The organism is Streptomyces sp. JNUCC 63 (assembly GCF_054366325.1).
Genome location: NZ_CM135963.1, coordinates 4326472 through 4341734 on the forward strand (window position 1 = coordinate 4326472; position 15263 = coordinate 4341734).

The following is a 15263-nucleotide window of genomic DNA, read 5'->3' on the forward strand; positions in this document are numbered from 1 at the left end:
CAGCATGACATTGCCCTCAGCAGCCGCTGCAGCGGACGGCGGCGTGCGTAGCGTGACTCGTGCCTTCGACCTTCTGAGAGCGTTCGACGCCGAGCACAAGGTCCGCTCACTGCGTGAGCTTGTCCAGCTCACCGGGCTGCCCAAGTCGACGGTCGTCCGGCTGCTCGGCACGCTCGGCAATCACGGGATCATCACCAGCCCGAGCGAATCGACCTACAGCATCGGCCCCTCGTTCCTGCGGTGGGTCAAGCTGGCCGAGGCGATGTGGGAGGTGGGCGCCGAGGCTCGGCAGGTGATGACGGCCCTGCGCGACGACTGCGGCGAAACGGTGAACATCTACATTCGCCAGGATCTGCATCGCATCTGCGTGGCCCAGGTCGAGGGCACCACGACCGTACGGAGCGTGGTGCGGGTCGGTGAGCCCTACTCCATGACCGGGGGTGCCGCGGCCAGGGTGCTTCTCGGCGGTTGTCCGGACACCGTGCTGGAAGCCCTGTCCGCACAGGACCCGCACGTCGACGGGGCGGCCCTGCGCACCAGTGCCGCCGGCGCCCGCGAGGCAGGCTTCGCCATCACACACGGCGATCGCGAACTGGGTGCCTCCGCGGTGGCGGTTCCGATCGTGGCTGCCGACGGCCGTGTCCTCGCCGCGCTCTCCCTCAGCGGCCCCACCTCACGGTTCACCGCTGACCGATGCGCCCAGTACGTCGAAGCCGTAACCAAAGCAGCCCGGCAGATCAGCGCTGTCGGGCTCGGCACCGTGGAGGCGTTCCTGTGACCGCAGACCTGCTCAAGGGCGTTCGAGTCCTGGACATGACCAATGTGCTCGCCGGGCCGTTCGCCGGTTATCAACTCGCCCTGCTCGGCGCCGATGTGATCAAGGTGGAGACGCCCGGGAGCGGTGACCTGGCACGCCAGCTCGGCGCCGATCCCGAACTGAGCGCCGCGCGGATGGGCGTCTCCTTCCTCGCCCAGAACTCCGGGAAGCGGTCGGTGACGGTCAACCTCAAGACCGACGGCGGCCAGAAGGTGTTCGAACAGTTGCTTGTCGACGCCGACGTGCTCCTGGAGAACTTCCGTCCAGGAGTTCTCCAGCGCCTCGGCTTCGGCTGGGAGCGACTGCGGGAACTGAACCCCCGCCTGGTCTACTGCGCCGTCTCCGGATTCGGCGCCACCGGACCGATGCGTGGTCGCCCGGCCTACGACCAGGTGATCCAGGGGCTCTCCGGCATCATGAGCGTGACCGGTGACACCCAGTCCGCACCTTTGCGCGTCGGCTACCCGGTGTGCGACAGCTTCGGTGGTCTCGCCGCCGCCATGGCCGTGTGCGCTGCCGTCGTCAGGCAGCGGCAGACGGGGCAGGGCGCCTGTCTCGACACCTCCATGCTGGACGCGGCCATCACTTCCATGGGCTGGGTTGTCTCCAACCATCTGGTGACCGGCCGGGAGCCCGTACCCATGGGCAACGAGAACATGACCTCGGCGCCGTCGGGCAGTTTCAACACCGCTGACGGAATGCTCAACATCGCGGCCAACAAGCAAGAACAGTTCGAGACGTTGTGCAAGGTCCTCCACCGCGAGGAACTCATCACCGATCCGCGCTTCGTCACCCGTGAGGACCGCAAGCGCAACCGCGAACTCCTGCGCGACGAGCTCGAGATCTCGCTCAAGGAGAAGACCGCCGCCGAATGGGACGAGGTCCTGCTCGACACGGGTGTTCCGGCCGCTCCGGTGATATCGGTCCCCGAAACGCTCACCTCGGCACAGGTCGAGCACCGCGAACTGATCTCCGAGGTGCAGATGCCCGTCGCACCAGCCGGAACCGTCCAGGTCCTGGGACTGCCGACCCATGTCGACGGCCAAGCGGTGAAACCCTCCTCGCCGCCCCCCGCGCTCGGCGAGCACACCGAGGAGATCCTGCGCGAGATCGGGTTCACCCCCGAGCAGATCGAGGACTTCCGCGAGGAGGGAGCCGTATGAGAACCCGAACGGACAACACCGACAACCCGGATGCGGGACGGAACGAGCCCATGGACCACACCTCGCCGGCACGCGCCGCCGCACTTGACTCCGTGACCTCCCGCACGGTGGCCGACTGGTGGAGCACCGAGGTGTCGGACATCGAGCCCGGCGTCATTCGATTCCGCGGGTACCCGGTCCAGGACCTCATCCGCCGGGCCAGCTTCGTGGAGACCATCTGGACCATGGTCCGCGGCCGGATGCCGTCCCCTGCCCAGGCCGCTCTTCTGGAGAAGGCACTCGTGGCCGCGGTGGACCACGGACCACAAGCGCCCTCCATCGCGGCGGCCCGCATGGCCGCCACGTGCGGTGTGGGGTTGCACGGTGCGATGTCCACCGGTGTCGGGCTGCTCGGGGACGTCCACGGCGGTGCCGGACAGCAATGCGCCGAACTCCTGCAGCGACTGGTCACCGCAAGCGGAGGCGACGAGGACGCCGACAGCATCGCCTCCCCCGCCGCGGTCTCCCTGAAGGAGGCTGTTGCCGCCGAGATCGCCGCCCACCGCGAACGCCGGGCCTACATCCCCGGGTTCGGCCACCGGTTCCACTCCCACGACCCGCGCCGGGACCCACTCCTCGAGGCCGTCCAGGAAGCCGTCGACGCCGGGGTCGTCGCCGGTCGTCACCTCGCCGCAGCCCAGGAGCTGGAGGCCCAACTGTCGGTCGGCCGGGCGCGCCCCATCCCGATGAACATCGACGGCGCCACCGCGGTGATCTACGCCGAGCTCGGCTTCACCCCCGAACTCGCCCGTGGACTCTTCATCCTGTCGAGGTCCGTCGGCGTGCTGGCACACAGCTGGGAGGAGTCCCAGAGCGGCCGGCGCATCAAGGGGCCGATGCCTCCGCCGCTCCTCCCCACCTATGTCGGGCAGGCGGAACGGGCATGGACCGCCGAGACCGCGGAGACGCCATGAGTACGCCGTTCACCGCGCCGGACTCGTTCGGGTGCCTCAGGACGCTGCCGGTCGAGGGCGCGCCCGGGGTTCCCCTGCAGTACTACAGCCTGGCTGACGCCGAGGCCAACGGCGCCGGGCCCATCAGTGACCTGCCATGGTCGCTGAGGACGTTGGTGGAAGGTGTCCTGCGCCACCAGGGGCATCCGCAGGTGCTCCGCGAGCATGTACGTGCGATCACCCGACGTGACGAATCCGCGGCGGTTCCGTTCTTCCCCGGACGCGTCCTCCTGCAGGACGCGTCCGGCATTCCGGTACTGGCGGACCTGATCACCCTGCTCGAGCGTGCCGCCGCCGACGGCCTGGACAGCTCGGCGCTCGAGCCGGTGCTTCCGCTCGATCTGGTCGTGGACCACGCCCTGGAGGTGGACGAGTACGCGAGCGGGACCGCGGCGCCACGGAACATCGACCTGGAGTACGCGCGGCACCATGATCGCTACCGGTTCCTGCGCTGGGCCCAGGAACGGCTCCCCGGACTTCGGGTCGTGCCCCCTGGCGTGGGCATCTGCCATCAGCTGAACCTTGAGGTCCTCGCCCCGGTCGTGACCACCGAGGAGTCCAACGGCACGCGGATCGCCGCGCTCGATTCACTGGTCGGAACCGACTCGCACACCACGATGATCAACGCCCTGGGCGTCACCGGGTGGGGAGTGGGAGGGATCGAGGCCACCGCCGCCGCGCTCGGTCAGGCCATCATGATCCGTGTGCCGCACGTCGTCGGTGTGGAGCTCACCGGAAGGCTCGCCCCGGGTGTCTTCGCCTCCGACCTGGCACTGACCCTGGCCGAACGACTGCGCGAGTTGAATGTCGTGGGGTCCATTGTGGAGTTCCACGGCCCGGGCCTCGCCTCGTTGTCGGTGCCCGATCGCGCGACGGTCGCCAACATGGCTCCTGAGTACGGCGCGACCATGGCGTGGTTCCCGGCCGACCGCCGCACCCTCACATATCTGGCGACCACCGGTCGTCCCCCCGAGCAGGTCCACCTGGTCGAGCAGTACTTGAAGGCACAGGGCCTGCTGTACGGTTCGGCCGGCCCGGTCCCGCGCTTCGACACCGAAGTGACCGTCGAACTGGACTCGATCTCGACCACTCTCGCGGGTCCCGCGAGGCCGCACGAAGCGCTCAGTCCGGACGAGGTCCCCGCATCCCGTGGCGCCGCCCGGCCTCAGGACGGCGACGTGGCCATTGCGGCGATCACGAGTTGCACCAACACCTCCAACCCGCGCTCCCTGATCGCCGCAGGCCTCTTGGCGCGCAACGCGGTCGAGGCGGGTCTCCGACCGCCGGCGTGGACCAAGACCTCACTGACGCCGGGCTCCAGGGCGGCGGCGGACCTCCTGGCCTCGGCCGGTCTGCAGAAGTACCTCGACGACCTCGGCTTCCACGTCGCGGGATTCGGGTGCGGCACCTGTATGGGCAACTCCGGGCCCTTGAGCCCGGCACTCGACGCGACCGCGCGGGCCAAGGACACCGCCCTGGCCGCGGTCATCTCCGGAAACCGCAACTTCACCGGTCGCATCCACCCCGAGGTCGCGCACGCGTACCTCGCCTCGCCGGCCATGGTCGTGGCCTATGCGTTGGCGGGCAATGTCCGGACGAACCTGGAGGCCGAACCCCTTGGTCATGCCGCCGACGGCTCACCGGTTGTGCTCGCCGACCTCTGGCCGGACGAGCGTGAGATCGACGATCTGCTGTCCGCCCATGAGGCTGCGTCGCTCGGCCGCGGAGCCCGCCAGTCCTTGACCACTCCGCGATGGCTGGCGCTCGACCACCCACGTGACGACACATACCCGTGGGACGGCGAAGCCGGCAGCATTCGACGGCCGCCGTTCACTGACGCGGACCTGACCAGACCAGCAGTCGACGGAGAGCTGCTCGGCGCCCGTCCGTTGCTGGTGCTCGGTGACGCGGTGACCACCGACCACATCTCGCCGGTCGCACGGATTCTGCCCGACTCCGCCGCGGGCCGATGGCTGGTCGAGCGAGGAGTCGATGAGCGGGCACTGGGCACCTTCAGTTCCCGCCGCCTCAACCACGACGTCATGGTCAGGGGTGGCTTCGCGAACCCGCGCCTGTCCAACCACCTGGCTCCCGACAAGGAAGGCGGCTGGACCCGCACCGCGCCCGACCAGGTGCCTGTGCCGATCCACGTTGCGGCCGAGTACCACCGCCGCCGGGGCACCCCGCTCGTCGTCGTGGCGGGCGACATGTACGGAGCGGGCTCCGCACGCGACTGGGCGGCCAAGGTCACTCGGCTCCTCGGCGTGCGTGCGGTGCTGGCAAGGAGCTTCGAACGCATCCACCGCACCAACCTGGTCGCCCTCGGCGTCCTGCCGATCCAATGGGAGGGCCCGTCACCCGACCTGTTCGACGGAACCGAGGAGATCGACCTCCTCGGTATCGATGACCTCGCATCCTCGACGAACGCCACCGTCCGGGTCCGTCGCGACGACCACGTGCTGTGGACCGGTGCCGCCAAGTGCCGCATCGACACTCCGTTGGAACTGGATTGGCTGCGGGCCGGTGGGCTGTTCGGACACCTGCTGTCCGCCCGGGCGGACGACCAGGGCCTCTCCAGGCCCGCGGAGTGCGCGACCGACTCGAGGTGATGGGCCCGTCGGCGTACCCCCCGACCGGGTCGGCCGGGCCTCGTCGCGCCCACGATCGCCTGGCCGGGGCGTAGGTGAAGCCGATGCGGCAGCGCACCGCTGGAGTCAAGCCCAGGACGTAGGGCTGCACCACGTCGTCGGCCTGCCGGAGCGGAACGCGCGAGGGGCGGTTACAGCTTCTCGATCACGTAGTCGACGCACTTCGTCAGGGCCTCGACGTCCGCCGGGTCGATGGCCGGGAACATGGCGACGCGGAGCTGGTTGCGGCCGAGCTTGCGGTAGGGCTCGGTGTCGACGATGCCGTTGGCGCGCAGGACCTTGGCGACGGCGGCGGCGTCGATCTCGTCGGCGAAGTCGATGGTGCCGATGACCTGGGAGCGCTTGGCCGGGTCGGTGACGAACGGGGTCGCGAACTTCACGTCCTCGGCCCAGCCGTACAGGGTGCGCGCGGAGGTGGCGGTGCGGCGGACCGCCCAGTCCAGGCCGCCCTGGTCGTTGATCCACTCCAGCTGCTGGTCGAGGAGGAAGAGGGTGGCCAGCGCCGGGGTGTTGTACGTCTGGTTCTTGCGGGAGTTGTCGATCGCCGTGGGGAGCGAGAAGAACTCCGGGATGTGGCGGCCGCTCGCGTGGACGCGCTCGGCGCGCTCGAGCGCGGCCGGGGAGAACACGGCGATCCACAGGCCGCCGTCGGCGGCGAAGGACTTCTGCGGGGCGAAGTAGTAGACGTCGGTCTCGGCGATGTCGACCGGGAGGCCGCCGGCGCCGGAGGTGGCGTCGACCAGGACCAGGGCGCCCTCGTCGGCTCCCTCGACCCGTTTGATGGGCATGGCCACACCGGTCGAGGTCTCGTTGTGCGTGAAGGCGTAGACGTCGACGCCCGCCTCGGCCTGCGGCTCCGGGTGCGTGCCCGGGTCGGTGGAGATGACGGTGGGCTCGGCGAGCCACGGGGCGAGCTTGGCGGCCTTGGCGAACTTCGAGCTGAACTCGCCGAAGCTGAGGTGCTGCGACTTGTTCTGGATCAGACCGTGGGTCGCGATGTCCCAGAACGCCGTGGAGCCGCCGTTGCCGAGCACGACCTCGTAGCCGTCGGGGAGCTGGAACAGCTCACTGATGCCCTCGCGCACCTTGCCGACCAGGTTCTTGACCGGGGCCTGGCGGTGAGAGGTGCCCATGAGGGACGCGCCGGTGGCGGCGAGGGCGTCCAGCGCCTCCGTCCGCACCTTGGAGGGACCCGCGCCGAAACGTCCGTCCGCGGGCTTGATGTCAGAGGGAATCTGGATCTCAGCCACGGACGGGAGCGTAGCGGGTCGGGGAAATCCGGGTGAAACGCATTCCGTCGGATGAGACGGACTGAGACGGACTGGGACGGACCGGCACGGCCGTCCCAGCGGTCGTGGGCATGCTGGACACATGACCGATCTTTCCGGGCTTCAGGCGGAGCTGCGCCGGGCCGTGCGCGGTGACGTGGGGTTCGACGTCACCTCGCGGGCGCTGGTCACCATGGACGCGTCCAACTACCGGCGGGTCCCCCTGGGCGTGGTGGCTCCGTGGGACGCCGACGACGTGGCGGCGGTGCTGGAGATCTGCCGGGCGCACGGCGTGCCGGTGGTGGCGAGGGGCGGCGGGACGTCGATCGCGGGACAGGCGACCGGGACGGGCGTGGTGCTGGACTTCACCCGGTACATGAACCGGCTGCCGGAGATCGATGCCGAGGCGCGTACGGCCGTCGTCCAGCCGGGGCTGGTCCTCGACCGGCTGCAGGAGGCCGCCGCGCCGCACGGGCTGCGCTTCGGGCCGGACCCCTCCACGCACAGCCGGTGCACGCTCGGCGGGATGATCGGCAACAACGCGTGCGGTTCCCACTCGGTGGCCTGGGGCACGACCGCGGACAACGTGCGGGAGCTGTCGGTGGTCACCGCGCGCGGGCGGCGGCTGCGGCTCGGACAGGGATGGGCCGGGGCCCCGGAGGGGCTGCGGGAGCTGGTGGACGGCGAACTGGCCCGGCTGCGCACCGGCTTCCCGGAGCTGCCCCGCCGTATCTCCGGGTACGCGCTGGACGCCCTGCTGCCGGAGAAGGGCGCGGACGTGGCGCGGTCCTTCTGCGGCTCGGAGGGCACCCTGGGCGTGCTGACCGAGGCGGTCGTACGGCTGGTGGAGGCACCCCGCGCGCGGGCACTGGCCGTGCTGGGGTACGCCGACGAGGGCGCCGCCGCCGAGGCCGCTGCCGGGCTGTTGCCGTACCGGCCGCTGACGGTGGAGGGGATGGCGCGGGACCTGGTGCCGTCGGCGGGGGCCGGGCTGCCGCGGGGGGACGCCTGGCTGTTCGTGGAGACGGGCGGGGAGTCGGAGGCGGAGGCACGCGCGCGTGCGGAGGCGGTCGTGCGCGCGGCCGATGTCGTGGACGCGCTGGTGGTGACGGACCCGGCCGCACAGCGCACGCTGTGGCGGGTCCGGGAGGACGCGAGTGGTACGGCGACCCGGATGCCCGACGGCACCGAGGCGTGGCCGGGCTGGGAGGACTGCGCGGTGCCGCCGGCCCGGCTGGGCCCGTATCTGCGCGACTTCCGGGCCCTGCTGGCCGCCCACGGGCTGCGCGGCACGCCGTACGGGCACTTCGGGGACGGCTGCATCCACGTCCGCATCGACTTCGACCTGCTGACGGAGGCCGGGATCGGCCGCTTCCGGCGGTTCTCGGAGGAGCTGGCCGAGTTGGTGGTGGCACACGGCGGTTCGCTGTCCGGGGAGCACGGGGACGGGCAGGCGCGGGCCGAGCTGCTGCCGAGGATGTACGGCGACGAAACGGTGGCCCTGTTCGAGCGGGCCAAGGGCGTCTGGGACCCCGACGACCTGCTCAACCCCGGGATGCTGGTCCGTCCGGCCCCGCTGGACGCCGACCTCCGCTTCTCCGTGCTGCCGCGCCGCCCGGTCGACGTGGCCTTCGGCTACACGGGCGACGGCGGTGACTTCTCGGCGGCGGTGCGCCGGTGCGTGGGCGTCGCCAAGTGCCGTACGACGGCGGTGTCGGGTTCGGCGGTGATGTGCCCCTCCTTCCGGGTCACGGGCGAGGAGCGGCACTCCACGCGCGGGCGTGCCCGGCTGCTGCACGAGATGCTCGCGGGCGAGCTGGTGACCGACGGCTGGCGGTCGGCGGAGGTCCGGGACGCGCTCGATCTGTGCCTGTCGTGCAAGGGCTGCCGATCCGACTGCCCGGTCGAGGTCGACATGGCCACGTACAAGGCGGAGTTCCTGCACCACCACTACGCCGGGCGGCGCCGCCCCGCCGCCCACTACTCCATGGGGTGGCTTCCGGTGTGGCTGCGCTGGGCGGCCCGGACGCGCGCCGCGCCGCTCCTGAACGCGCTCGCCGCCGTACGCCCGCTGGCCTCGGCGGCGAAACGGCTGGGCGGAATCGCACCCGAACGGGGGATCCCGCGGGTGGCGGGGGAGCCGTTCACCCGGTGGTGGCGGAGGCGGGAAGGTGGCGAAAAGGGGCTGGGTGATCTCGTCGTCCTGTGGCCGGACACCTTCACCGAGCACCTGTCGCCCTCCGTCGGCCGCGCGGCCGTACGCGTGCTGGAGGCGGCCGGGCTGCGGGTGGCGCTCCCGCCGACGCTGTGCCTGCGCCGGCCTCCGGTGGGCGACGGACGGTCGGTGACCGTGAACCCGGTGTCCGTTCTGCGCGGCCGGAGCCGGGTGTGCTGCGGGCTGACGTACGTCTCCACCGGCCAGCTCGACCGCGCCCGCACCGTGTTGCGCCGCACCCTCGACCTGATGGAACCGGTGCTCGAGACCTCCGCCCCGGTCGTCGTCCTGGAACCGAGCTGCGCCGCCGCCCTGCGCACCGACCTGCCGGAACTGCTGCCCGACGACCCGCGCGCCCGCCGCCTGGCCGACCGCGTGCTGACCTTCGCCGAAACCCTCCGGCGCCACGCCCCCGGCTGGACCCCGCCCCGCCTGGACCGCCCGGTCGCCGGCCAGACCCACTGCCACCAGCACGCGGTCCTCGGCGACACGGCCGACCGGGACCTGCGTACGGCGGCGGGGCTGACCGGCGAGCTGTCCGGCGGCTGCTGCGGCCTGGCCGGGAACTTCGGCTTCGAGAAGGGCCACTGGGAGGTGTCGGCCGCCTGCGCCGAGGAACAGCTCCTGCCGTCGGTACGGCGGGCGCCGGACGGGACGGTGATCCTGGCGGACGGCTTCTCGTGCCGTACGCAGCTGGAGCAGCTGGCCGGGGTACGGGGGCGGCACCTTGCGGAGGTGCTGGCGGAAGGGCTGGAGGAGAAGCCGGGGGAGGGCCCGGCGGAAGGGCTGCAGGAGAGGCCTGCGGAAGGCGTGTAGGGCTGTGGGCCGAGAGCCGGTGGAGGGGACGTAGGGCTGCGGGCGAGGCGTGGTGGCCAGTGGTGTGCAGGTACACACTCCCGACTGGGTCCATTACCCTGGACCGAGTAGTACATCGCGATGCACAAACCCCGAGCTCAGCCCTGGAACCGCCCCGTGACCACCCCCAGCCCCGCCCCCTCGTCCTCGTCGGCCCCGGTCGCCCCCGCGCCGGCCGACGCGCCCGCGCCCGGAGGGCCGGGCCGTTTCGGCCCGCTCGGGCCGGTCGGCCTGGTGCTCGGCGGCTGTGTCTCGGTGCAGTTCGGCGGCGCGCTGGCCGTGACGCTGATGCCGAGGGCGGGTGCGCTCGGCGTGGTGACCCTGCGGCTGCTGGTGGCCGCGATCGTGCTGCTGGTGGTCTGCCGGCCGCGGCTGCGTGGGCACTCGCGCACCGACTGGGGCACGGTCGTCGCCTTCGGTATCGCGATGGCGGGCATGAACGGCCTCTTCTACCAGGCCGTCGCCCGTATCCCGCTCGGTCCGGCGGTCACTCTGGAGGTTCTCGGCCCGCTCGCCCTGTCGGTACTGGCCACACGCCGGGTGATCAACTTCGTATGGGCGGGCCTCGCCCTGGCCGGTGTCTTCCTGCTCGGGGGCGGTGGCTTCGGCAGTCTGGACCTCGTCGGTGTCGCCTTCGCGCTGGCGGCGGGCGGCATGTGGGCGGCGTACATCATCTTCAGCGCCCGTACGGGCCGCCGCTTCCCACAGGCCGACGGGCTGGCCCTGGCGATGACGGTGGGTGCGGTGCTGTTCCTGCCGCTGGGGATCGCCGAGTCGGGCGCGAAGCTGGTCGATCCGACGACGTTCGCGCTGGGCGCGGCGGTCGCGCTGCTGTCCTCGGTCATGCCCTACACCCTCGAACTGCTCGCCCTGCGCCGCCTGCCCGCCTCCACCTTCGCGATCCTCATGAGCCTGGAACCGGCCCTCGCCGCCACGGCCGGCTTCCTCGTCCTCGGCCAGTCCCTCACCGCGCCCCAGGCCATCGCGATCGCCCTGGTCATCGCGGCGAGCATGGGGGCGGTGCGGACGCAGGTGGGCCGGGGGAAGGCGCCGGCGCCGCGGGTGGACTCCTGACGGCGGGCTCGCCTTCGCGGTGATGGCCAGGGGGAAATCATGCAGGAAAAAATCATGCAGGCATGCTTGATTGTTTTTGCGGGCGCTGCCATGCTCCCCCCATGGCCGATCCGACGCCCGTGTTCGACGATCTGCGTGAGGAAAGCGAAGAACTCGACCGGCTGGTCGCCGGGCTGAGTGCCGGGCAGTGGGGCCTCGCCACCCCCGCGGCCGGATGGACTGTCGCCCACCAGATCGCCCATCTCGCCTGGACCGATCGGTCCGCCCTTCTCGCCGTCACCGACCCGGACGGCTTTCACGCGCTGGTCGAGCAGGCGCTCGCCGCGCCCGGGTCGTTCGTCGACCAGGGGGCGGAGGAGGGCGCCCGGTTGCCGCCGGGTGAGTTGCTGGCGCGGTGGCGGAAGGGGCGCGCGGCCCTCGACTCCGCGTTGCGTGCGGCGCCGCCCGGCGCCCGGTTCCCCTGGTACGGGCCGCCCATGTCGGGCGCGTCCATGGCGACCGGGCGGCTGATGGAGACCTGGGCGCACGGGCAGGACGTGGCGGACGCGCTGGGTGTGGTGCGCACACCCACGGACCGGCTCAAGCATGTGGTGCGCATCGGGGTGCGGGCGCGGGACTTCGCCTTCGGAGCGCGGGGGCTGCCCGTGCCCGGCGAGGAGTTCCGGGTGGAGGTGCGCGGTCCCTCCGGTGAGCTGTGGGCGTACGGCCCCGAGGGCGCCCCTCAGCGTGTCACCGGGCCCGCTCTCGACTTCTGCCTGCTGGTCACCCAGCGTGCCCACCGTGCCGACCTCGTCGTGCGCGCCGAGGGACCGGACGCCGACCGCTGGCTGGACATCGCCCAGGCCTTCGCCGGGCCCCCCGGCGCCGGGCGGGCGCCCAAAGGGGTGGCCGGGTGACGCCGCGGGCCCTGCGGATCGGCAACGCCTCCGGCTTCTACGGCGACCGTTTCGACGCCATGCGCGAGATGCTCACCGGCGGTGAGCTGGACGTCCTCACAGGGGACTACCTCGCCGAACTGACCATGCTGATCCTGGGCCGGGACCGGCTGAAGGACCCGGCGGCCGGGTACGCCCGCACCTTCCTGCGGCAGCTGGAGGAGTGCCTCGGGCTCGCGCACGAGCGGGGCGTGCGGATCGTCACCAACGCCGGCGGGCTCAATCCGGCCGGGCTCGCCGAGCGGGTGCGGGAGCTGGCCGAGCGGCTCGGTGTTGCGGTGCGGGTCGCCCACGTCGAGGGCGACGACCTCACCGCCGGCCTCCCCCAAGCTCTCGGCTCCGCTCGAGCAGGGGGAACCCCCACCGGCAGCCTCGCCGCCCACGCCTATCTCGGCGGCTTCGGGATCGCCGCGTGCCTGCGCGCGGGCGCCGACGTGGTCGTCACCGGCCGGGTCACCGACGCGGCCCTGGTGACCGGGCCCGCCGCCGCCCACTTCGGCTGGCGGCCGCAGGAGTACGACCGGCTCGCGGGCGCCGTCGTCGCCGGGCACGTGCTGGAGTGCGGCGCCCAGGCCACCGGCGGCAACTACGCGTTCTTCACCGACCACGCCCTCGAACGGCTGCGCCGCCCCGGCTTCCCGGTCGCCGAGATCCACGAGGACGGCAGCTGTGTCATCACCAAGCACCCCGGCACCGGTGGTGTCGTGGAGGTGGGCACGGTGACCGCCCAGCTGCTGTACGAGACGAGCGGTGCGCGGTATGCCGGGCCCGACGTCACGGCGCGGCTGGACACCGTACGGCTCAGCCAGGACGGGCCCGACCGGGTGCGTATCGAGGGCGTGCGCGGGGAGGCCCCGCCGCCCACCCTCAAGGTCGGGCTCAACCGCCTCGGCGGCTTCCGCAACGAGGTCACCTTCGTGCTCACCGGACTCGACATCGAGCGCAAGGCCGAGCTGGTCAGGCGGCAGACGGAGGACGCCCTCGGGGCCGCCACGTCACCTCCGGAAGAGGTGCGCTGGGATCTCGTGCGCACCGACCGGGCCGACGCCTGCACCCAGGAGACGGCGAGCGCGCTGCTCCGGCTGGTCGTACGGGACCGGGACCCCCAGGCCGTGGGCCGGGCGTTCAGCGGGGCCGCCGTGGAGCTGGCGCTCGCCGGGTATCCCGGCTTCCATGTGCTCGCGCCTCCCGGGAAGGGCGCGCCCTACGGCGTCTTCGAGGCCGCGTACATCCCCCCGGGCGCCGTCGATCATGTGGCCGTCCTCCACGACGGCCGCCGTATCGCCGTGCCGCCGGCCCAGGACACGCGCGTGCTCGAGGACGTACCGGAGCCGCCCCTGCCCGAGCCCCTTCCGGACGGTCCCACGCGGCGTGTCCCGCTCGGACTCGTCGCCGGGGCCCGCAGCGGGGACAAGGGCGGGGACGCCAACGTCGGGGTGTGGGTGCGGTCGGAGGACGGCTGGCGGTGGCTCGTGCACGAGCTGACCGTCGACCGGTTCCGGCAGCTGATCCCCGAGAGCCGTGCGCTGCCCGTCACCCGGCACGTCCTGCCCCGTCTGCGCGCCCTGAACTTCGTCGTCGAGCAGATCCTCGGCGAGGGAGTCGCCGCCCGGCACCGGTTCGACCCGCAGGCCAAGGCGCTCGGCGAATGGCTGCGCTCCCGCCACCTGGACATCCCGGAGGCCCTGCTGTGACGGTCCTTTCCTCCGCCCTGGACACCGGCTCCCCCGACTACCGGGCCAACCGCGAGGCCATGCTCGCCAAGCTCGCCGATCTGGAGGCCGAGCACGCCAAGGCGCTCGCGGGCGGCGGCGTGAAGTACGTCGAGCGGCACCGGCGGCGCGGCAAGCTGCTCGCGCGGGAGCGGATCGAGCTGCTGCTCGACCCCGACACGCCGTTCCTGGAGCTGTCGCCGCTGGCCGCCTGGGGCAGCGACCACACGGTGGGCGCCTCGCTCGTGACCGGGATCGGCGTGGTGGAGGGCGTGGAGTGCCTGATCACCGCCAACGACCCGACCGTGCGCGGCGGCGCCAGCAACCCGTGGAGCCTGAAGAAGGCGCTGCGGGCCAACGACATCGCGCTCGCCAACCGGCTGCCCTGCGTCAGCCTCGTCGAGTCGGGCGGCGCCGACCTGCCCTCCCAGAAGGAGATCTTCATCCCCGGGGGCGCCGTCTTCCGGGACCTGACCCGGCTGTCGGCGGCCGGCATCCCGACCGTCGCCGTCGTCTTCGGCAACTCCACCGCCGGGGGCGCCTACATCCCCGGCATGTCCGACCACGTGATCATGGTCAAGGAGCGCGCCAAGGTGTTCCTCGGCGGGCCGCCCCTGGTGAGGATGGCGACCGGCGAGGAGAGCGACGACGAGTCGCTGGGCGGCGCCGAGATGCACGCACGCGTGTCCGGTCTCGCCGACTACTTCGCCGTCGACGAGCGCGACGCCCTCAGGCAGGCACGCCGCGTCGTCGCCCGCCTCAACCACCGGAAAGCCCACCCCGATCCCCCCGTCGCAGAACCGCCCGAATACGACAACGAGGAGCTTCTCGGCGTCGTTCCCGGCGATCTGAAGATCCCCTTCGACCCCCGCGAGGTCATCGCCCGGATCGTCGACGCCTCCGACTTCGACGAGTTCAAGCCGCTGTACGGGACGAGCCTCGCCACCGGCTGGGCCACCCTGCACGGCTACCCCGTCGGCATCCTCGCCAACGCCCGGGGCGTGCTGTTCAGCGAGGAGTCGCAGAAGGCGGCCCAGTTCATCCAGCTCGCCAACCAGCGCGACATCCCGCTGATCTTCCTGCACAACACCACCGGCTACATGGTCGGCCGCGAATACGAGCAGGGCGGCATCATCAAGCACGGTGCCATGATGATCAACGCGGTGTCCAACTCGCGGGTGCCGCACCTCTCCGTCCTCATGGGCGCCTCCTACGGCGCCGGGCACTACGGCATGTGCGGACGGGCCTACGATCCGCGCTTCCTGTTCGCCTGGCCCAGCGCCAAGTCCGCCGTCATGGGCCCGCAGCAGCTCGCGGGCGTGCTGTCGATAGTCGCCCGGCAGTCGGCGGCGGCGAAGGGGCGGCCGTACGACGAGGAGGCCGACACGGCACTGCGGACGATGGTGGAACAGCAGATCGAGTCCGAGTCGCTGCCGATGTTCCTGTCCGGGCGGCTCTACGACGACGGCGTCATCGACCCGCGCGACACCCGCACCGTCCTCGGCCTGTGCCTCTCCGCCGTCCACACCGCACCCTACGAGGGCGCGCGCGGCGGCTTCGGCGTCTTCCGGATGTGAGGGCTCA

10 protein-coding genes are annotated in these 15263 nt (G+C 71.9%); 9 read left to right on the forward strand and 1 reads right to left on the reverse strand.

Annotated elements, in window-relative coordinates; genetic code table 11:
* Window positions 1-43: 43 nt before the first annotated feature.
* Genes ACX25U_RS20015 through acnA form a run of 4 tightly spaced genes read left to right on the forward strand, consistent with a single transcriptional unit; the run spans window position 44 to window position 5581 of the window.
* Window positions 44-778, forward strand: coding sequence for an IclR family transcriptional regulator (locus tag ACX25U_RS20015; protein ID WP_454394003.1), 735 nt, complete (start codon window positions 44-46; stop codon window positions 776-778).
* Window positions 775-1980: a CaiB/BaiF CoA transferase family protein gene (locus tag ACX25U_RS20020; protein WP_454394005.1), complete on the forward strand. Its 1206-nt coding sequence runs from the start codon at window positions 775-777 to the stop codon at window positions 1978-1980. The genes ACX25U_RS20015 and ACX25U_RS20020 overlap by 4 nt, the downstream gene beginning before the upstream one ends.
* Window positions 1977-2933, forward strand: a complete 957-nt coding sequence (locus ACX25U_RS20025) for a citryl-CoA lyase (RefSeq protein WP_454394007.1) — start codon at window positions 1977-1979, stop codon at window positions 2931-2933. The genes ACX25U_RS20020 and ACX25U_RS20025 overlap by 4 nt, the downstream gene beginning before the upstream one ends.
* The gene (gene acnA, locus ACX25U_RS20030; RefSeq protein WP_454394008.1) at window positions 2930-5581 is read left to right on the forward strand and encodes an aconitate hydratase AcnA; all 2652 of its coding nucleotides are present in this window, start codon (window positions 2930-2932) and stop codon (window positions 5579-5581) included. Before ACX25U_RS20025 ends, acnA begins: the two co-directional genes overlap by 4 nt.
* 170 nt (window positions 5582-5751) lie before the next feature.
* Here acnA and serC read toward each other — a convergent pair whose 3' ends face one another.
* On the reverse strand, window positions 5752-6870 hold the full coding sequence (serC, locus tag ACX25U_RS20035; RefSeq protein WP_454394010.1) for a phosphoserine transaminase: 1119 nt from the start codon (window positions 6868-6870) through the stop codon (window positions 5752-5754).
* Between the two features lie 121 nt (window positions 6871-6991).
* Here serC and ACX25U_RS20040 point away from each other — a divergent pair, with 121 nt between their 5' ends.
* From ACX25U_RS20040 to ACX25U_RS20060, 5 genes are all read left to right on the forward strand, one after another.
* The gene (locus ACX25U_RS20040) at window positions 6992-9919 is read left to right on the forward strand and encodes an FAD-binding and (Fe-S)-binding domain-containing protein (protein ID WP_454394012.1); all 2928 of its coding nucleotides are present in this window, start codon (window positions 6992-6994) and stop codon (window positions 9917-9919) included.
* 156 nt (window positions 9920-10075) lie between these two features.
* Entirely contained in the window at window positions 10076-11032 is a 957-nt protein-coding gene (locus tag ACX25U_RS20045; protein WP_454394014.1) for an EamA family transporter, read from the forward strand.
* Between the two features lie 101 nt (window positions 11033-11133).
* Complete coding sequence (locus ACX25U_RS20050; RefSeq protein WP_454394015.1) at window positions 11134-11928, forward strand: TIGR03084 family metal-binding protein; 795 nt, start codon at window positions 11134-11136, stop codon at window positions 11926-11928.
* 59 nt (window positions 11929-11987) lie between these two features.
* Window positions 11988-13661, forward strand: a complete 1674-nt coding sequence (locus ACX25U_RS20055; protein ID WP_454394376.1) for an acyclic terpene utilization AtuA family protein — start codon at window positions 11988-11990, stop codon at window positions 13659-13661.
* Entirely contained in the window at window positions 13658-15256 is a 1599-nt protein-coding gene (locus tag ACX25U_RS20060) for an acyl-CoA carboxylase subunit beta (RefSeq protein ID WP_454394017.1), read from the forward strand. The genes ACX25U_RS20055 and ACX25U_RS20060 overlap by 4 nt, the downstream gene beginning before the upstream one ends.
* Window positions 15257-15263: the final 7 nt, after the last annotated feature.